Source organism: Alteromonas sp. ABH4_456 (assembly GCF_056160645.1).
Genome location: NZ_JBSWXO010000011.1, coordinates 147,275 through 167,654, shown reverse-complemented (window position 1 = coordinate 167,654; position 20,380 = coordinate 147,275). Strand labels below are relative to the sequence as shown.

At 48.2% G+C, this 20,380-nt stretch carries 16 protein-coding genes; 6 read left to right on the top strand and 10 right to left on the bottom strand.

The genetic code is table 11. The annotated features are described in order from the left end of the window. The first annotated feature begins 504 nt into the window (after positions 1-504). On the top strand, positions 505-1,698 hold the full coding sequence (locus ACXAG2_RS16660) for a hypothetical protein (protein ID WP_474868801.1): 1,194 nt from the start codon (positions 505-507) through the stop codon (positions 1,696-1,698). 11 nt (positions 1,699-1,709) lie between these two features. After that, positions 1,710-3,128: a hypothetical protein gene (locus ACXAG2_RS16655; protein ID WP_474868799.1), complete on the top strand. Its 1,419-nt coding sequence runs from the start codon at positions 1,710-1,712 to the stop codon at positions 3,126-3,128. A 139-nt stretch (positions 3,129-3,267) separates the two neighbouring features. Here ACXAG2_RS16655 and rluF read toward each other — a convergent pair whose 3' ends face one another. The 3 genes from rluF to ACXAG2_RS16640 form a co-directional block, all read right to left on the bottom strand. Further along, positions 3,268-4,023, bottom strand: coding sequence for a 23S rRNA pseudouridine(2604) synthase RluF (rluF, locus tag ACXAG2_RS16650; protein ID WP_474868797.1), 756 nt, complete (start codon positions 4,021-4,023; stop codon positions 3,268-3,270). 146 nt (positions 4,024-4,169) lie between these two features. Next, complete coding sequence (locus tag ACXAG2_RS16645) at positions 4,170-4,388, bottom strand: hypothetical protein (protein ID WP_474868795.1); 219 nt, start codon at positions 4,386-4,388, stop codon at positions 4,170-4,172. A 98-nt stretch (positions 4,389-4,486) separates the two neighbouring features. Next, positions 4,487-5,632, bottom strand: a complete 1,146-nt coding sequence (locus ACXAG2_RS16640) for a sensor domain-containing diguanylate cyclase (protein ID WP_474868792.1) — start codon at positions 5,630-5,632, stop codon at positions 4,487-4,489. A 218-nt stretch (positions 5,633-5,850) separates the two neighbouring features. Between ACXAG2_RS16640 and ACXAG2_RS16635 the strand changes: the two genes are divergently transcribed. Then, complete coding sequence (locus ACXAG2_RS16635; protein WP_474868789.1) at positions 5,851-7,599, top strand: amidohydrolase family protein; 1,749 nt, start codon at positions 5,851-5,853, stop codon at positions 7,597-7,599. A gap of 69 nt (positions 7,600-7,668) precedes the next feature. Here ACXAG2_RS16635 and ACXAG2_RS16630 read toward each other — a convergent pair whose 3' ends face one another. Further along, positions 7,669-8,142, bottom strand: a complete 474-nt coding sequence (locus ACXAG2_RS16630) for an EVE domain-containing protein (RefSeq protein ID WP_474868786.1) — start codon at positions 8,140-8,142, stop codon at positions 7,669-7,671. 165 nt (positions 8,143-8,307) lie between these two features. Here ACXAG2_RS16630 and ACXAG2_RS16625 point away from each other — a divergent pair, with 165 nt between their 5' ends. Both ACXAG2_RS16625 and ACXAG2_RS16620 read left to right on the top strand, forming a co-directional pair. Continuing rightward, entirely contained in the window at positions 8,308-8,769 is a 462-nt protein-coding gene (locus ACXAG2_RS16625; RefSeq protein ID WP_474845679.1) for a hypothetical protein, read from the top strand. Between the two features lie 160 nt (positions 8,770-8,929). Next, positions 8,930-11,131 carry a YgiQ family radical SAM protein gene (locus ACXAG2_RS16620; RefSeq protein WP_474868783.1) on the top strand — a complete coding sequence of 734 codons (2,202 nt, stop codon included), beginning with the start codon at positions 8,930-8,932 and terminating at the stop codon, positions 11,129-11,131. Between the two features lie 35 nt (positions 11,132-11,166). Here ACXAG2_RS16620 and ACXAG2_RS16615 read toward each other — a convergent pair whose 3' ends face one another. The 5 genes from ACXAG2_RS16615 to ACXAG2_RS16595 form a co-directional block, all read right to left on the bottom strand. Further along, the gene (locus ACXAG2_RS16615; protein WP_474868781.1) at positions 11,167-12,576 is read right to left on the bottom strand and encodes a PepSY-associated TM helix domain-containing protein; all 1,410 of its coding nucleotides are present in this window, start codon (positions 12,574-12,576) and stop codon (positions 11,167-11,169) included. After that, entirely contained in the window at positions 12,573-13,130 is a 558-nt protein-coding gene (locus ACXAG2_RS16610) for a hypothetical protein (protein WP_474868779.1), read from the bottom strand. The genes ACXAG2_RS16615 and ACXAG2_RS16610 overlap by 4 nt, the downstream gene beginning before the upstream one ends. 227 nt (positions 13,131-13,357) lie before the next feature. Then, positions 13,358-16,402 carry an efflux RND transporter permease subunit gene (locus ACXAG2_RS16605; RefSeq protein WP_474868776.1) on the bottom strand — a complete coding sequence of 1,015 codons (3,045 nt, stop codon included), beginning with the start codon at positions 16,400-16,402 and terminating at the stop codon, positions 13,358-13,360. Next, positions 16,399-17,499 carry an efflux RND transporter periplasmic adaptor subunit gene (locus ACXAG2_RS16600; RefSeq protein WP_119501031.1) on the bottom strand — a complete coding sequence of 367 codons (1,101 nt, stop codon included), beginning with the start codon at positions 17,497-17,499 and terminating at the stop codon, positions 16,399-16,401. Before ACXAG2_RS16600 ends, ACXAG2_RS16605 begins: the two co-directional genes overlap by 4 nt. Next, on the bottom strand, positions 17,483-18,052 hold the full coding sequence (locus ACXAG2_RS16595) for a TetR/AcrR family transcriptional regulator (RefSeq protein WP_474868774.1): 570 nt from the start codon (positions 18,050-18,052) through the stop codon (positions 17,483-17,485). The genes ACXAG2_RS16600 and ACXAG2_RS16595 overlap by 17 nt, the downstream gene beginning before the upstream one ends. Before the next feature lie 133 nt (positions 18,053-18,185). Between ACXAG2_RS16595 and ACXAG2_RS16590 the strand changes: the two genes are divergently transcribed. Further along, positions 18,186-18,695, top strand: coding sequence for a hypothetical protein (locus tag ACXAG2_RS16590; RefSeq protein ID WP_119501029.1), 510 nt, complete (start codon positions 18,186-18,188; stop codon positions 18,693-18,695). A gap of 69 nt (positions 18,696-18,764) precedes the next feature. Here the strand turns inward: ACXAG2_RS16590 and ahpF are convergent, their stop codons facing one another. Further along, positions 18,765-20,348 carry an alkyl hydroperoxide reductase subunit F gene (ahpF, locus tag ACXAG2_RS16585; protein WP_474868772.1) on the bottom strand — a complete coding sequence of 528 codons (1,584 nt, stop codon included), beginning with the start codon at positions 20,346-20,348 and terminating at the stop codon, positions 18,765-18,767. Positions 20,349-20,380: the final 32 nt, after the last annotated feature.

The following is a 20,380-nucleotide window of genomic DNA, read 5'->3' as shown; positions in this document are numbered from 1 at the left end:
TCGGTAATTTCTTTTTGGCGATTGATCTGATCGCAGAAATCACACTGAGTTCCCCTATGGGGTGCTCTACACTTAAGAACAGTTATTTAGCCCAAGCCATAGATCCTCAATAAGACCGCAAACGCCAACAAGAAGAACATAAGTCAGTCCACCAGCACACCTTCAGTAACCTTTCTAAGGATTGGTTTGAGATTGAAAAGGCATTCCGTTAAATTAAAAAACCTTGTGAGCAAAAGTCTCTCCGAGTAGCTATATCATTGATAATTTGCTAATTTGTATTTATATAAATCTAGGTTTAAAGAAATTGCTACATTTTTCATCCGTAAAAAATAAATACTAGTTTTCCTCGCTATTAACTGCTTTTTTTAGCCCACTAATTATTACATCTATACCTTTCACTGCTTCAAAAAAATCAATCTCAGTTCGAATAAAAGCCATATCGTCCCCTTGACAAAATAATCACTTTTTGCACAATTAAGGGAATTTGTACAACGGACTGTAAAAATGAAAATTATTACTTTAGCATTATTATTTTATTGCTTGGAAACGATCGCAAGTAATGAGATCCAAATAAAAACCGATCCAAACCACAACATTATAACTCTGTCAGAGGAATTTAAAGGTAATGAAAAATTACTTCTCCAAAACGATTTAATTTTTTCGTCCAACATCAGCTCAAAACAATTAACTAGTGAACTACAAACCCTACTGAGTAACGAAGGTAATAAGCGAGTTATTCCCATAGGACAAACCTTGGAAGACTTAGTAAAACTCCCTTCATCAGCTGAAATCAATGCATTAAGAAGATACCTTGAAGCGCAGAACAATAATGAAAACGAAGAGTGCGGAAGAAAAGGGGAAGCGTTTCAGACAATATTCGCATCTAATGGTAGTTGTCCGTCAGGCAATTGTGTTCGAGGCCATACAATACCAGATGAGGTAATTCATAAGGCTTTGGCGTATGACAAAGCTTGCCAAGGAGGTCAAAGTCTCCCCAATCGAAACGAGCGTCTTTCAACAACCATCGCGATCTATATACAAGATACATATTTATGTTCAGGTTTTAAAACTAAAGACTACATTATCACGGCGAGACATTGTTTTTACATCAATAACTACGTTCCTGAGGCAATAACGAGAAATACCATCTTCGAAGATAACGAACTCATTGCTGCAGTACAGTTCGAATACTCGCCCCTTTCAGATATGAAGGCAAGACACACAATCAGAGCGTTTTTAAAACAAGGCAATAAGATAGGGCACTACACTGATGCACTAATTTTAAATCTATCAGAATCTTCTTCATCCGATATCTCCGAATATTCATCTCACCCCCCAATTAAGCTTTCACAAGCACAACTTACTACAGTTAATCGTTTTTTAGTCCAGGATCAAGATGAACTCGATAATGCCATTCGAGAATATAACAAACCGATGTGTTCAATCATAGCTGCGAATGATAAATGCGTCTTTCACAATTGCTCAGCACTGCCCACCAACTCCGGCGCACCAGTTTACCAATTTAACAACAACCAAAATAAGCTAATCGGAATTCACGTGGGCATTCTCGACAGGTCACTAGTCAACCAGTGTGGGGAGCTAAACTCAACTTACAAGCAAGTATTCACACGTATTAACGTAGCTATACCAATAAACAAAATAAGCAACCCAATGTTTGTTAACGCCACCGAAATTTAGGGATAAATTCCATGAAAAAACTCAAGTTACTTAGCGTAAAAATGTGCACGCTATTGTGCTTAACGGCTTGCACAGCCACATCAGAATCTGGAAACACAAGCCGAACATATGAGATAGAGAAAATAGAAACACCTGCTGAACTTATCGTCCTGACAGGGGAACAATGTTTAGTCACTCCTCTATCAGAAGAAATAGTAGGTACAGAAACCGCCCCGGTTATAGCACTCCTCGCTGCGACCCTAATAGAAGCAGCCGTTAGCAAAGGATTTGAAGCGTTTAACGCATATGCCATTTCCAAAGCAACTGAAGACGTAGAAGGTAAGACTTTTTCAGCTAACACCACAGCATCCGCTGTAACTACCACAATGCAAACTAGCGGCAAAAATGGAGAGCTAGTCGCTAACTCATTGCTCAATATTGGATGTATTACCGTCATAAAAGAATCCAATATCGAATTAAAAAATTCCAATTGGCAAACTCAAATGGACTCTAAATTTAACCATGGCGGTGCACTCAATACACTTCTTGTCAAAAATGGAATAAATTACGTCCCATCTTTACTTTTCCAAATCGCGATCAAAAACAGTAAAGATAGAACTAGCTATATCGTGGAGCCAGCTATACTGAGTTATATGCATAGACTTGGCGCGAAACAATCTAGCAAAGATATGGATCTTGCCATCACTATCGAAATTTCAGAACCGAGTAAGGCTGATTCACCTTCTCACCAAATGGCTTTTACCTATAAAGATTTGAAGCCACAGCAGCTTTTTCTAAATAAAACCAAATCTTTTTACACACAAAACGCTTATCCTTCGCTAACACCGGATACCTTACTTTCTAAACAACTATCTAAAGCAAAAGCGCTCAATACAACTCTTTACAATGCAGAAAGTGCATATAATACCGCTCAAACAATTTATGAAGTATCGTGTTCTGATGAAACCTCCCAAGATACTGATGATTGTAAAAAACTTAAAACAACACTAACCTCCAAAAATGCAGAACTACAAGCAGCATCAAAGGCAATACAGTTATTTCTACGAGATTTTAGTACAACGGCGCGTACAAAAAGCAACCTTGTTAATATTAAAGCTACAGTTACAGAAGTAGGAGACGTAGATAAATTCTGGAAAGCGTTGGCGTTCACCTCTGAGACATTACAGCCGACTATAGAAGAATACGTAAAAACAAAGTCTGACAAAGTGTTTGATAATTATTCAAATGAAGAAAAGATCGCTAATAGCAATAACGAACTAAACTATCAAATTGCGATCATTAACTTTGATAGCGCATATATCAAACTCAAAGCTCTAAATTCGACTTCCGATGGCTATGTTGACGCTAAAATAGCCTGCCTATCTCAACTTAAAACCCTAACCGAAGCAGGTATTAATGCAGGTAAAGCAGTATCTAAAACCTGCGACTAATGGCATTGGCTACTCATCTTCTTGATGAAGAAGATGAGTATAAAAATCTTGCGACTAAATGTGTAAACCTCCCCTAAATTAGCGGCATGCCTTTTTAGAGTTTTTCAGCGTAAACTGAGCAAAGAATCGAGGTAATCCTCTACCTCTCTACTTTCTCCGGCGCAGTCTTCTTAGAACCCCGCACAGCTTTATTTAGTAAATCCAGTTCCTTTTCAGTGAGGTTACGCCATTGGCCGGGGCGCAGATTGCCTAAAGTCAGGTGCATGATGCGGGTGCGTTTCAGTTTGGTGACTTCATAGCCGAGGAATTCGCACATTCTGCGGATTTGGCGGTTTAACCCCTGAGTCAGGATAATGGTAAAGCGATCACGGCCACGGGATTCCAGCTGGCAGGGTTTGGTGACTGTGCCGAGGATGGGTACGCCACGGGACATTTTTTGTAAAAAGCGTCCGCTGATGGGCTGATTCACAGTCACATCATATTCTTTATCGTGGGCATTTTCTGCCCGCAGGATTTTATTCACAATGTCGCCGTCACTGGTGAGCAGGATCAGGCCTTCGGAAGGTTTGTCGAGACGACCGATGGGGAATATCCGCTCTTTATGGCCTATCGCGTCGATGATATTGCCTTTGACGTGACGTTCCGTTGTACAGGTAATACCAACCGGTTTGTTATACATGATGTAAATCCGGTCTGATTTATCCGCAGCCACCGCACCTATAAGTTTACCGTCGACTTTGACTTTATCCCCCGGATCCACTTTGGTGCCCAGCTCCGGGAGCTTATCATTAATGGTTACCCGTTTTTGTTCGATGAGTTTATCTGCTTCACGCCGGGAACAGTGGCCGGTGTCACTGATGTATTTATTAAGACGTTTTGCCTGATCTGAACTCATAACGGGGAATAACCTTTAACTGACAACTTTTTATAAAGTTGCCAAGAATACATGATTCACGGCTTTTTCACTTAGTAAACTTCACCTGAGAATACTTTTCGGACCAGAAAATAGCCAAAATAGTGCAAATACGCTGGACCAGTGGATCAACGCTCCTGTTTGCCACTCTCTTCCGCCGGGGCAGCCTGCTCACTGTCATTGTTGTCTTTGTTTTTACTGCCGGCTTCGGTTACCACGAGAAAATAAAGGACCAGCATAATAATGACAAAAACCACAACGATGATCATGCCTATGAAGGTGGTGCCGGTTGCTGCATAAGAGGGGGCAGCGAATAAAAATAACGGTAAAAGCGGAAGGTATTTCACCAGAAAACTCCGGAAGATGAACTGAGTGACGTATTATTCCTTTTCAACGTCGGGAATCAAGGTGTAAGGGCTGCTTTTTTCTTAAAACCCGATCTGAATCAACCGGGCGTGTTATTCACGTCTCCGTGGACAATTCCTTTTCTGCCGTTTTGCTTTGCACGGTAAAGGGCCTTGTCTGCCAGCAGTATAAGCTCTACCGGCCTGGTGTTTTTGTCGCAACGCAAAGACGCAATGCCGGCGCTGACAGTGATAAAGTTACTCACTGCAGATTCCGGAAAAGGTACTGCCAGCGCAGAAATTTCATCCAGCAACGTTTGCGTAATACTGTGCGCTTCTTCAGCGGGAATACAGGGCAACAGTACAGCAAACTCTTCTCCACCATACCGTGCTGCCACATCATCCGGTCTGCGGGCAACCCTGCTCAATACTTCACTGATATTTTTCAGTACTTCGTCACCGGCCACATGGCCGTATGTGTCGTTGTACTGTTTGAAAAAATCCACATCCAGCATAACCAGATTCAATGTGTTGCAGCTTCTGGCACATCGGCGGATGGCCTTTTGCAAACTGTTGTCGAAAAAGCGCCGGTTGGCAATACCGGTCAGTCCGTCTGAATTTGCCAGTACATCCAGCTTTTGATTCGCGGCCAGCAATTCGTTACTTACCCGCTCGAGGGCGATGCGGTTTGCCTGACTTTCCAGTGTATTACTCAGAATTTCGCCGATGAGCTTAAGATAACGTACGTCGTTGTCCTCCCACTCATAGGGTGAACCCACCACATCGCACCCGACAAATCCGGTGAGCTCATCGTTGATTCGAATGGCAACACACAAAATAGAACTGATATTTTCACGCTGAAACTCCGCCTTTTCACCGGCGGCTTCTTCCGGCAGATCATTAACATCATTTATTCTGAACAGCTGCTCAGACAACATAGCGCGGGTAAAGTAAGGGAGTTCTGTTGTTACCACGCCCTGCAATTGCTGCTTATAGGGCTGCACACCACTTGCCACCCATTCATGGGTATTGTCCATGGTGGTTTTGTCTGCAGAAAAGCGGAACAGATAGCACCGCTGCACACCACGGAATTTACCGTATGCGCCAAGGCTCTGCTCTATCAGAGGATCCAGTTCAGCGTGTGTTACATTGATTAATCTTGAGGTCAGAGTTGAAAGCAATTCTGTGAAAGCCAGCTGATTGTTCAGTAGTGGCTGAGCAGACATAGGTGTACTGTGATTATTCAAGGTGTTTCCCTGCTACCTGAGAAAAAACAGCGGCTACTTTTTGCAACCACAATCTCTACAACAAAAGTATAGCCTATATGTCACAGAACGCATTTTATTAGCGATTTATCTTTAGCCTGTAGGTTATCCGGCAGCCATCTGCAAATATCAGATTTGTCAGGACGCCCTACCCGCTTCACGCGCTGCCAACGCTTGAGCATACAATACGGATTGTTATTATGCGTTTACGCCCAACTGGTTCATCTCTTGTTCTGGCCGGTTCTCTTTGTTTTTCGCTATTCAACGCTGCCTGTGCAGATACCCTTTTTAAACAGGCTACGCTGTTCGACGGCACAGGTAAAAAACCTTTCGTTGCAGATGTGCTGGTAAAAGACGGCCGCATCAGTCAGATAGCCGCTTCCATCAGCGACGCGGGAAATGCTGAGGTTATAGATGCCAGCGGCAAAGCAATGTTACCCGGTTTTTTTGATATCCACGTGCACTGGACACCGGGTGGTGAACCACCTTCCATTCCGGCCATTGCTGAGCAATATGTCATTCATGGTGTTACCACGGTCACCGATTTTCATTCTGCGCCGGAGTCTTATGCTCCCAAGCGCGCCTGGCTGGCGAACCTGAGTGCCCCGCATGTGGCTTTCGCTGCCAGAATGAGCACACCGGGTGGTCATGGCGCAATGTGGGCAGATAACCACACCACGTATAAAATTTCCACTCCGGAAGATGCCGCTGTTGCCATGAAAACGCTGGCGCCCTACAAGCCTGATCTCATTAAATTATTTGCTGATGGCTGGCGGTACGGCCGTAAGGAAGAAAATACCAGCATGGATGAACTCACCATGAAGGGGATGGCTGACGCTGCTCACCCTCTGGGTCTGCCCGTTGTGGCTCACGTGGTAACGGTTGACCGGGCGAAAAAAGCTGCCGGTGCCGGTGTGGATGTGCTGGTACATGCTGTTCAGGACGGCGACGCAGATGAAGAACTGGTGCAGGCCATGCTGTCAGCTAACATGACCTATTCGCCCAGCCTGGCAGTATATGAAGTCACAGAAGCGAAAAAGGCTTACTACGACGAAGAAGCACTGGCCATGGCAGACAACCGTCAGAAACACTCCATGTACAACTTAAAGTTGTTCAGTGAAGCTGGCATTCCTGTAGCAACAGGGACTGACGCCGGTATGCCTAAAACACCACACGGCAGTTCCACTCACCGTGAGATGGAGCTTTTAGTTGCCGGAGGACTGACGCCGGAGCAGGCACTGGTTGCTGCAACCAGAAACAGTGCTGCCGCCCTGAACTTGCTGGAAGACAGAGGGACGCTGGAAGCCGGCAAACGGGCTGATCTTGTGATCATTGACGGTATGCCCTGGGAATCCATCTCAGATACCCGCAAGGTTGAGCAGGTCTGGATTGACGGCGAACTGAAGGCGCGTAACAACACTCTTGTCACGCCGCAGCCCGAAGGCTTACCGCCAGCGGTAAAAGCCACTGCATTGATTGATGATTTTGAGTCTTCATCGGGCAGAACGGCATTAAATACGGTGTATATCAATCACCGGGATACCGGCGTAGGACATAGCCGGTCATTGTCTCAGCGGGTACCGAAAGAAGATGGCAGTGGCTATGCCTATTTCATGCAGGCTGCTTTGTCTAATAAGGAAGAACCGGAAGCTTCAGTACGGATGCACTTTACTCCGGGCGCAGTAGTACCGGTGGACACTTCCGCTTATAAAGGCATCACGCTTTCAGTACGTGGTGAGGGAGAATATTTTGTCAGCCTGACCACGGGCAGCGGCGAATGTGAAACCTCATTCTCAGCCACACCGGCCTGGCAAACGGTGCAGTTACCTTTCAGTGCCTTTTGTGACGGAAAACTGGACAGTACACAGTTGTTGATGCTGGAGACCGGAAAGCACGGTAAAGCCGGTGATTCAGTATGGATGTCAATGGACGACATCAGTTTCTATTAACGTAAAGCAGGCCCGGTTTTTGACGCCGGGTCGTGGCTTGTTCTGCGCCTGGTTTAGCAGCGCAGGGTTTTATTTACGGGAACCTTTTGCCTTTGCGTACAGTGCGTCCCATTCATCTGGTGTAACGGGCATCACCGATAAACGGTGCCCTTTTTTAACCACACCCAGTTGCTCTATTTCCGGCATGGCTTTGATTGTCGCCAGCGGAAGCACCAAAGCAAACTTCTCTTTAAACGTCACATCCACGCAAAACCAGCGGGGATTATCGCGGTCTGATTTAGGATCGTAATATTTGCTTTCGGGATCGAACTGACTAGCATCGGGATAGGCATCACGGGAAATTTCTGCAACACCGGCAATGCCAACGTCCTTGCAGCTTGAGTGATAGAAAAACAGTAAATCCCCGGCTTTCACCTCATCGCGCATGAAATTTCTTGCCTGATAGTTTCTGACCCCGTCCCAGGGCTCAGTTTTATCCGGACGGGCAGCAAGCTCGTCAATACCAAATGCATCCGGTTCTGATTTAAACAGCCAGTAAGCCACAATGTCTCCTGAAAACGCTTTCTTTAAAAATGCAGTCTATCACAGCATCCGATTTCGTGGACAACGTCCGCTTTACCCACCTTTACACAATACTGACACACACCGGAATACAGGTTGCTATTTTAACATCATGCCAATTCGGGCATCGACCACAGGAGCAACCTAATGGAAATCTCTCAACTAAACAGTGCCATGCAAACCGGCGCACTGACCGGCACCAGTAACGTTAATAGTATTAAAAACCAGAGCCCGCCACCACCGCCACCTCAGCAGGATGCATTATCAGAATACATGGCGGAATCCGGCAGTGATGAAGATGTAAAAGCCTTTATGCAGAGCATAATGGACATGGAAACATCAGGCGAATTTGATGCGCAAAGCCTTGCCGCCAACGCGCCGGCCACCATGCAGGCTTTTGCAGAAGAGAACGGCATCAATCTGGAGAGCTTCTTTCAACAGAAGCACGATCAGCAGTCTGCCAGACAGTCAGCAGCTACTGATATGCCACCACCACCGCCGGGTAACAGCCAGACACAAACCTATGCCAGCAATGAACAACTGGGTTCTGCGTCCGCATCTCTGATGGACAGACTCACTTCCAGCATTGGCATTAATACCACCGCCTGAGCCGCCTGCAGGCAACGATGTGGTCTGCCGTGTGGCAACCGGGGGTTGAAACACGGCAAAAGCGTGCCGGACCGGGCACGCTTTTTTGTATTTAACTATCGTCACCCCGCGGGTAGCTGATATAATTACGCCTTTACGTCGTTCTTTCCGGTTTATTGTCATGCAAGCTACCATCAAGGCTGACCGCGGCCTGTTTTCCTATCCGAAGTACTGGGCTCATTGCTACGGTACTGCGCCATTTTTACCCATGTCAAAGGAAGAGATGGACGAGCTCGGCTGGGACAGCTGTGATGTGATTCTGGTCACCGGTGATGCGTATGTGGACCACCCCAGTTTTGGTATGGCGGTGATCGGACGGGTACTGGAAGCCCATGGTTTCCGCGTGGGTATTATTGCCCAGCCTGACTGGACCAGCAAAGACGACTTCATGAAACTGGGGAAACCCAATCTGTATTTCGGTGTGACTGCCGGAAATATGGACTCTATGATCAACCGTTATACCGCGGATAAGAAAATTCGCCATGACGATGCCTATACCCCGGGCAATGTGGGTGGCAAACGGCCTGATCGTGCGGTAACCGTGTATTCCCAGCGCTGCCGTGAAGCCTTTAAAGGCGTACCGGTTATTGTTGGCGGCATTGAAGCCAGCCTTCGCCGGATTGCACACTACGATTACTGGTCAGAAAAAGTCAGACGTTCCGTGCTGTTTGACAGTAAAGCTGACATGTTATTTTTCGGTAATGCCGAGCGCCCGCTGGTTGAGGTAACCCACAGACTGGCCTCCGGTGAAGACATTGCAGATATCCGTGATGTGCGCGGTACAGCGATAATCGTAAAAGAGGCACTGCCGGAATGGCAGGGTGTCGACTCCACTTCTTTGGATCGCCCGGGGAAAATAGACCCGATCCCCTCGCCTTATCAGGAATTGCCGGAATGTGATAAAGAAGACACAACGTCCTCTGAAGCACCGGAAGCGAAAGGGGTTGTTATCCAGCCGGTTGAACGCCGCAAGCCCTGGGAACACGTGTATGTCAAACTGCCTGCTTATGAAGTGGTGAAAGACAACAAAGCACTTTATGCCCATACTTCCCGTATTCTGCATCAGGAAGTCAACCCTGGTTGTGCCCGTGCATTAATGCAACGCCATGGCGACCGTCACATCTGGATCAATCCGCCGGCCATGCCGCTGGAAACCGATGAAATGGACGCGGTATTTGATTTGTCGTACCAGCGTATCCCCCACCCGGTTTACGGTGATGCAAAAATACCGGCTTACGACATGATTCGTTTTTCAATTAATATCATGCGTGGCTGTTACGGCGGTTGTACCTTCTGTTCGATTACAGAACACGAAGGCCGCATCATTCAGAGCCGTTCTGAAGATTCTATCATTCGTGAAATAGAAGAGATCCGCGATAAGGTGCCGGGCTTTACCGGTGTCATTTCCGACTTGGGCGGACCTACTGCAAACATGTACCGCCTGCGGTGTAAAAGTGCCAAAGCGGAAGCTACCTGTCGCCGTCCATCCTGTGTGTACCCGTCTATCTGTGCACATATGGATACCGCCCATAAGCCGACTATCGATTTGTATCGCCGTGCACGGGAATTACCCGGCATCAAAAAGGTGCTGATTGCGTCTGGCGTACGTTACGACCTGGCGGTTGAAGACCCTGAATATGTGAAAGAACTGGCACTTCACCATACCGGTGGTTATCTGAAAATTGCGCCGGAGCATACCGAGGAAGGGCCACTCAGTAAGATGATGAAACCCGGTATGGGCAGTTATTACCGGTTTAAAGAATTATTTGATAAGTATTCTGCCGAAGCCGGTAAGAAACAATATCTGATCCCTTATTTTATCGCCTCTCACCCGGGCACAACGGATGAAGATATGCTGAACCTGGCAATCTGGCTGAAAGAAAACCGCTTTAAGCTGGATCAGGTACAGAATTTCTATCCGTCGCCTATGGCGACAGCCACCACGATGTATCACACCGGGGTGAATTCGCTGCGTAAGGTCAATAAAGACAGTGAACAGGTACCCTCAGCAAAAGGTGAAATTCACCGCCGTCTGCACAAGGCTATGCTGCGTTACCATGATCCGAAGAACTTTGCGCAAATCCGTGAAGCACTGAAGAAAATGGGACGTGAAGATCTGATTGGTCGTGGCCCTCAGCATCTGGTTCCGCCGGAAACCGCAGACGAAAAACGCCAGAAGGTGCAAAAAGGCAAACGGGGTGAACGGGCTTTAACGAAGCACACCGGTTTACCGCCAAAAGGCTTCCGCGAAAAAAATGCCTCTGGTAAAGGCAGAAACGGCGCAAAAGGGAAACCCGGTCAGCGCCAGCAAAGAGCCCGCTAAAAGCATAAAAAAACAGGAGGCATCAGCCTCCTGTTTCAGTTCGTTCCCGCCCTTAACTGTTTACACCTGAGTAATGCCCAGCCAACATAAGCGAGCATAGGTATGTTCAGTTGCAATGCCGGCAATGACATGGCATCCCCGCCGTGACAGATGACATAAGCGAACAGCATCACTAACACCGACAGCGCCGACAATCCAAGCCAGGCGGATTTATCCAGCGACTTAACCGCCACCGTAAGAGTGAGGTTGAGGGCCATCACTATCCAGAAAACAGGGATGAGCGGAATGGCAGCAAACATATCAACCAGCGCAGTAAGCGCCAGGGCTGATACGCTTCCCCATACCACACAATGCCATAAGCGTGTAGCCAGCGGCGGATTGGCCTTCTTCGCCAACCAGATTTCCATACCGGAAATACACAACACGGTAAGCATAAGGCCAAGAACGAAATACAACAGCTTAGAGGGAATACCGGCAAAATCACCGAAGTGTAAACGGTACATAGCGTAAATCACCTGCTTGCCCCAGTGCCCGTCTGCATAGCCGGCTGTACCGAGATAATTCCCCGCACTGTCAAACCGGTAATTCTCTGAGTAAATCATTTTACCCGGCACTCTGGCATAAATTTCGATGAATTGCTCCGGTGTATTCACCTCATGCACGGTGAGGAAAATCAGCTGATTATCAGGGGCGATGGTGGCCATCTGTTCTACGGCTTTACCAATTTGCGGAGTCGAAACAGGCTGCGACAATTCAGGGTCCGGTGTAAAAATCTTTTCCATCACCGCATCACGGTCACCGCCATAATATAATTGAGCGACCAGCACCAGCACAAGACCCGCCAGACCAAAGTACGCACCGGTGATACCAATGATCAGATGAAACGGTGATGCCCACAACCCGAAACGGTTATGTAAATCAATTTGATACTGCTGGCCGTTTCCGCCCTGTCGTAAACGGAAGGCATCTTTTTTGATGCGTTTATGCGCCACAATACCGGTAATCACTAACGTGACGATAATGGCACCCAGCGCGCTCACCAGAATCATGCCCCAGCTTGCCGGCAAATTCAGATACAGGTGCAAATCCACCAGCATTTTAGTGAAGGACACGGATTCCTCCTCCAGCAGTTCACCGGATTCACCGGCAAACCAGGCGGTGTGATCGTTTTCAACCACAAGCCTCGGAATATTCGAGGTTGGCAAAACGACGAAAAGATGATGAGTTTCTTCTTTATGTTCAGCAAGGAAATTGGCCATGGCGGTATCAATAACGTCTCCTGATACCGTTTCCAGTTCCATAACACCCGGTTGCTCCCAGCGTTCAAATTCCTGATGAAACACAGCCAGCGTACCGGACCAGCACACAAGAAAAAGCAATACACTTAGAAACACACCCACCCAGCTGTGGGCATTTAATGCAGCTTGTTTTGTTGTTTTATTCATACTGATACTGCCTGAAATGCCGGAATGAAAAGAAGATACGCTGCGCTGAGAGCACCAATTACTGTGTAAAGCGCCAGGGCTTTTGGTTTTGATGCAACGGCAAAGTAGTGATATCCCAGCAGGCCCCAGATAACCGGCAACAACACAATACAGATAGCCAGTTGTCCTGTTTCTTTCATGGGCAGCGCCAGACTGACAGCGAGACTGGACAGTAGACTGACGACTAACAGCACGATCAGCATCACCAGATAGTGGCCGGCGTGCTGCAACACCTCCCGTCTGACGAAACTCAACGGTTTGGGTGCCGGCTGATTTTTAGGTGACGGCAGCGTTTGCCGGTTTGCTAGAATTAACGGCCACACTCCGATAGCAGGCAGACAAAGGGCGAACACACTACCTGTCTCCCAGCCGGTTGCCCTGCTCCACATGAAAAAAGATCCCGCGAAAGCGAGCAAAGAAAACCACAGCCAGACACGATGTTGCTTCTGCCAGCTTACATAAAGCAGAACCAGTGATAAGGCACTGATCCCGCAGGAAAGAATGATATTTGTCATAACGTCCGGATTGACCTGAAGGCAGGTTTGTGCACTTGTCCTGTGCGCTAGTCATTTAAACGCTAATAGTACAAACACCCTTAAGAAATGTAAAAGATATTCATTATCATTAATGTCACGAAAACTGCAGCGCAGTATACGCCGTGATTAACGGAGCAGAAAAAGCACCGGCGCAAAATATGCGCCGGTACGAAGGGATATGACACTCACACACAAATAAGTCGTAATCAGTGACCCATGTCCTTCTCACTGAAAAACAGCGAATACAATACCGGTACCGCCACCAGCGTGAGTAACGTGGCAAAGGTCAGGCCGGACATGATAGTCACAGCCATACTTGCAAAGAATGCATCCCACAGCAGCGGGATCATACCGAGAACAGTGGTTAACACGGCAAGCACTACCGGTCTTACACGACTGAGGCTGGCACCGACAATCGCGTCTCTCAGTGCTCCGCCCTCTTTCCGGCGCAGATCGGTTTCATCCACCAGTACGATGGCGTTTTTAATCAGCATGCCCGACAGACTTAACAACCCGAGTAATGCCGTGAAGCTGAATGGCATGCCGGTAAACACCAGGCCTGCTGTAACACCGCAAATCGCCATCGGCACAATAAACCAGATGAGCAATGCCTGCCTGACCGCATTAAACAGCAATACGGTGATCAGAATCATACTGAGAAAACTCAGCGGCAACTGCTGTCCCAGCGCTTTTTGCGCGTCGCGGGAGCTTTCAAACTCACCGCCCCACTCAAAACTGTAGCCGTCCGGCAGAGGCATGTTTTCAATCACGGCTGCCACGTTCCGGCGGGCTTCCTCCGCGGTGTAATCGCCGGCGGGTTCTGCCTGAACGGTCAGCGTGCGTACACGGTTACGGCGTTTGATAATGCCGTCGTGTGCCTGCACATCAAACTCTTTAATTACCTGTGTGATAGGGATAAAGTCCTGTTGCACTTCACTCCATATCAAACGATCTCTGAGCCAGTCCATGTTCTGACGCTCTGATACAGGCGGGCGGATCACCACCGGGATTTGACGTTCGTCTTCACGATAAATACCTACGGTTTTACCTACCGTGGCAAATTCCGTTGCGTCAGCAATATTAGTACGCGACAGACCGGCAATTTTCGCTTTCTGCTCATCCACTACCGGATAGATGGTGAATTCGCGCTGACGCCAGTCCTGACGCACATCGGTAATGGTAGGCTCCTGACGCATTAATGCTTCAGCTTTTGCTCCCAGTTCCCGTAGCACGGCAGAATCATTACCTTTAAACCGTGCCTCTATTTTCGCACCGGTAGCAGGACCGAAGAATAAACGCTGGGTAAATACATCAGCCTGAGGGTGCCGTTCACGAATTTGCGCCCGCAATTCGTTCATCACCAGCGGTATTTCTTCACGGTTATGCGTGCGCACAATTAACTGACCAAATGACGGATTTGGCAGGTCCGGTGAATACGTCAGCATAAACCGGCTGGCGCCCATACCGATGAAACTGGTCACGTTGACTACCTCGTCACGGGCTTTCACCAGCGCTTCTATATCAGCAATGTCAGCTTCAGTAGCACGGATGTCGCTGCCCTGAGGCAAGGTATAGTTAATATAGAAAATGGGCGTATTGGACGGCGGGAAAAAGGACTGTTTCACCAGCGCAAAACCCATTACGCTTACCGCCGTCGTGGCAACCAGCACAAGTACGGTAATGCGGGGAAAGCGCAGCGCTGCACCCAGTAACCCCTTATAAAAGCGGTAACCACCGCCGTCGTAGTGACCGGCATCTTCACCAGCTTCTTTTTGGGTAAACAGGTAGTGCCCCAGCAGAGGCGTTACCGTAACAGCCAGAATCCAGCTGAGCAGCAGTGATATACAGATCACCGCGAACAGCGAGAACATGAAGTCGCCGGTGGTATCCTGTGAAAGTCCGATACCGGCAAAGGCAAGAATGCCGATGACGGTGGCAGCCAGCAGCGGGTACTGGGTTTGTTGTGCCGCATCTTCGGCAGCGGATACCGAGTCCTGACCTTTATGCATGCTTAACAGCATAGACTCGGCAATAACAATAGCGTTATCCACCAGCATCCCCATGGCGATAATAAGTGCGCCCAGGGAAATCCGCTCCATCTGGATTTCAAATATCCACATGGTAAGCACGGTACCAAGTACAGTAAGCAGTAATGTACCGCCAACCACAACGCCGACGCGCCAGCCCATGACCAGCAAAAGTACAGCAACAACAATGGCAACAGAAGCCGCCAGGTTCACCAGAAAGTCGCTGATAGCTGTATCTACCACAATATGCTGTTCATAAATCGGCAGAATATCCACGCCAAGAGGTAAGTGGGTACGCAGTTCGTCGAGGTGCGCTTCGACCGCGTGACCTATATCTACAATATTCCGGTCACTGCGACCGGCAATGGCCAGAGTAAATGCTTCGTGACCGTTATGTCTGACAACTTGTGACGGCGATTCAGATTCCACACGGTACACACGGGCAATGTCGCCGATGTGCAGTTGTTCGGTGGTGCCGGGCACACCGAATTTCAAACCTTTAATGGTTTCTTCGGAATCATCACCGGCAGGCAAAACCAGCCGGATCCGGCGCTCGCCCAGACGCATGCTGCCCGCATTGGCAATATCACTTTCGGTCTGAAATACGCTGGCAATACTGGACATAGAAATCCCCAGACTGGCCAGCTTTTCCTGCGTCACTTCCACATAAATAGTTTCTTCCGGCACGCCGGCCAGTTGTGCCTGTGTTACGCCCGGCACAGTGAGCACTTCACGTCTTAACCGTGTTGCCAGCTCCTGGCGCTGACGGTCTGAAAAACCTTCAGCCACCACAGCGTAAAACATGCCATATACATCGCCGAAGTCATCATTCACCACCGGACTGTTTGCTCCTGACGGCAATTTCATGGCTGCCGCAGACACCTTGCGGCGCAATTCATCCCAGGCCTGTTGCAAATTGTCACTGTTGAAGTCGTCACGGATTTCCACCGTGATTTGAGACTGACCGGGCAGAGAACGGGAGGTAATATCACCCAGTTGCGCCAGTTGCTGAATAGTAGATTCAAGCGGTTCGGTAATTTCCAGCTCCACTTCCTCGGCAGTGGCGCCGGGATACGTGGTAGTAACGATAGCGGTTTTCACCGCGAAAGCCGGATCTTCCAGCTTGCCGATGGCAACGACACCGGTGACACCGCCAAGCAGGCAGATCAGCATGAGCAGCCATACTGTCAGCGGATTCTTAATTGAATAAGTGGCGATTCTCATAGTACAGGCTTCTCCTTGTTAAATTCCCGTACTGTCATACCATCCTGCAGGCTGTCTGTGCCCGCAGCCACCAGCCGCATACCGGCCTCCAGTCCTGCTGTTACCTGCGCTTTATCATCACGGATAAGACCTACTGTCACCGGGTGATAAACCACTTTATCCCCTTCCAGCCGCCATACCGCAAAGTCTTCACTGCCAGAAGTATCAACAGCACTCACCGGCACCCACAGACCGACCGGCCCGATGGGGTTTGCCACGACAATACGCGCTGTCAGCACCATACCCGGCAGCAAGTCCAGATGCTCAAGGCGGGGCAATTTAAATGTCACCTGATAAGTTTGCGTTGAAGTATTGATTTCAGTTTTATGCTCCAGATAACTTAAGGTTACCGGTTTGCCGTCATCACCTGAAATCAGATTACCGTCTTCATCTTCAAGATACGCCTGGTACACCGGGTTTTCTTCCACGGCGTAGCGCATGAGCTGCTCGGGCACATTCACGTGAACCCGCAGATAATTAATGTTTTGAACCCGCAGCACAGACTGATTCGGTTGCACATACGAGAACTTTTCAACCAGACGGTTAGTGATCAGCGCATCGAAAGGCGCGTGCAGTTCGGTATATTCAATATTGATACCGGCATTCTCAACAGCCAGTTCCGCATTTTCATAAGCGGTTTCCAGCGCATCGAATTCACTCTGACTGATGTAATTATCGTTCTGCAGCTGTTTTCCACGTTCAAAATCAGACTTTGCCTTGCGGAAACTGGCTTCAGATTGTTTCAGGGCCAGCTCGTAATCCTGCGGATCCAGAGCGGCCAGCAATTCACCTTCCGGTACCACAACCCCCTGACGGTCTGCCAGCTGGTTTATGCGTCCGGCTACCTGAAAAGATAAATCCACCGTACTCAGAGCATCCACTCTGGCAACAAAGTGTCTGACGACTGTTTGATCGTCTGCGCCGACCTCATAAACCTGAACCAACGGTGGCGGCGGCGCTTTCTGTTCCTGCGCTTCACCGCTGCATCCTGCGAGCAGAAAAGCCGCAGATGCTGCTGCGATTGCCATAATTGACGGTAATTTAATCCTGATTTTCATTTCGTGCTTCCTCTAAGGCAATCGCTTTATTAATTAATTTCCCGCGCAGGGCAATGCGCTCTTCTTCTGTGAACGGACTGATGTCCATCAGCTCCTGAAAGCTTAGTCCATCAGCCGCCAGCCACAACAGGGTGCTTTCATCCACCGCGTCGCGCTGTTCAATTTCTTCACGTTTGCTTTGCATCATTTCGAGCATGGGTGCCAATAACGACGAATTTTCCACCGCCGTGACCAGCAAAATTTTGGCCTGATGCACAGCAAGCTTTTCGTGTGCCCGCTGGCGGGTACGCAACAAATTTGTCACCGGTAACGCATCAGCATGAGCTTTCTCAACTTCACACAGTTCAGTTTTCATCATGCCAATCATGCTTTCCACCATACCGGCCAGTAATGCATCTTTGTTTTTAAAGTGATGCATAACACCACCTTTGCTCATTCCGCAATGCTTTGCCACATTGTCCAGGGTTAGCACCTTGGGCCCCTGTTCAATAGCAATTTCTGTGGCAGCATCCAAAATACGCTTTCGCGACGTATCCGCTTTTGATTCTGTCATCACTCCCCCAAAACAAACCAACTGGTCGGTTTTTAAATCAAATAAGCGCTTTTGTCAAGCAATATGCAGATCTGTTTATGGATCAGAGAGGTTTTATCAGGCTCTCCCTACCCTTTACGCGGGAAATTCGTGTATGCTCACTGATTATTTTCTTTATTCTGATGTTGTAATGATCGCCACGACACAGCGGCACCTGGTGAATATAGATATCCTTCTCAGTGATATCGAAATGCAGGAAAGCGGTTTTTACGCCGGTGCTGAACATCAAAAATACCTGAATGATTTACTCAGAGAACTGTCAGCACTGGAAGGCATGCTTGAGCATGAAACGGTACACTCTTTTCAACAGGCAGTGAGCAGTGCCGGACTTGAAAACGTATTTAAGGACAAAAGACTGGTAAGCATTTACCAGAAGCTTATCAGCAACGTTCTGGCGTATTGGCATACCGTAAATAAAATAGACGACATCCTCGCCAGCCGCTTCGACAGCCACTCTGAGAAACGCCTTGAACTGCTTCAGGCAAAAGCTTCACGGGCAAAGTCGGTATTTAAAACCGTTGCCATGGCGATGGGCAAAAACGATTACTCCCAGTTTATTACCCTGCTGGGTTTGCAGCATACAGACTGGGCGTGGCGGGAATAACTATCACAGTACGGCGGACGTAAAAAAACCGGCATCACAGGATGCCGGTCAGTTCTTTATTGCGATGCGTTATGCATCTGCCTGTTCGTTTGCAGGGACTTCGTGAGTCAACAGGTATTCAAAGGCAGACAATGATGCTTTTGCGCCCTCACCCATTGAGATGACAATCTGCTTGTACGGCACGGTGGTGACGTCGCCGGCTGCAAAAATGCCTTTCTCAGAAGTAACACACTTATTATCAACGATGATTTCACCGTGTTTGGTCATATCCACGACACCTTGCATGAACTGACTGTTCGGTACCAGACCAATCTGGACAAACACACCTGCCAGCGGTAACGTGGTCACTTCCTGCGTTTCGCGATTTGTGTACTCAATGGCCGTTACTTTGCCATTTTCTGCCACAATCTGATTCGTTGCTACATTGCGCAGAATGGTAATGTTGTCACGCTTTTCAGCCTGCTTAACCAGAACATCATCGGCTTTCAGCGTTGGCATAAACTCGAACACGGTGACAGACTTCACGATACCCGCCAGGTCAAGAGCAGCCTCGATGCCTGAGTTACCCCCGCCGATAACAGCTACGTCTTTTCCTTTAAAGAAAGGACCATCACAGTGCGGACAGTATGCCACGCCATTACCTACGTTTTCTTTCTCACCCGGTACACCCAGTTCTCTCCAGCGGGCACCTGTGGCCACAATGATAGAGCGGGTACGAATTTCTTCGCCGGATGACAACGCCACGATTTTAATGTCGCCACGTTCAATGTTTTCGACTTTCACGTGCTCTTTCAACGTGATGTCATAATCTTTCATGTGCTCCATCAGGTTGCCCACCAGTTCGGGTCCTGTGGTTTTCGGCACTGAGATTAAGTTTTCGATACCCATGGTATCTTTTACCTGACCACCAAAACGATCGGCCACGATGGTCACGTTTAAGCCTTTACGTGCACTGTAGATTGCGGCACTCACACCTGCCGGACCACCACCAATCACGGTTACGTCCTGCAGCGGCATGCTCTTACCCTTGTTCGCTTCTTTCAGCGACGGGTCGCGCTCTAAAAGTTTATCAAGCAGAGTAGACGCATCTACCTTGCCGTTAGCGAATAATTCGCCGTTTAAGTAAACACTCGGTACACCCTGAATATCTCTTTCTTCAATCAGTTTCGGATAAACACCGCCATCAATCATTTCAGATGTGATGTTAGGGTTTAATAATGCAAACTGATTCAGCGCCTGCACAACATCAGGACAGTTATGGCAACTTAAGCTGATGAACACTTCAAAGTGCAGCGGCTCGTTGACACCTTTAACGATGTTTTGCAGATTGTCGTCTACTTTCAGCGCCGTGCCTGACGCATGTAAGATAGCCAGGATTAACGAGTTAAACTCGTGTCCGCCCGGGATGCCGGAGAAACGAATACCGGTATCTTCACCGTCAGCTTCAAGCAAGAAGCTTGTCGCGCTGCGTAAAACGCCATTTGTATTACGTTCTTCCAACTTAATGTTGTCGCTTACACTTGCTACGCCAGACAGAAATTCAACCAATTCGCCACGCTTGCTGTGCTCGCCAGTCTGGACAACGAATGTTACTTCTTTCTGCATTGACGCGGTGTAGCCTTTCAATGCCTGTAAAATTTCTTTAGTTAACACGGTAATTCTGCCTTTTGCTTAGTGTTAAGGAG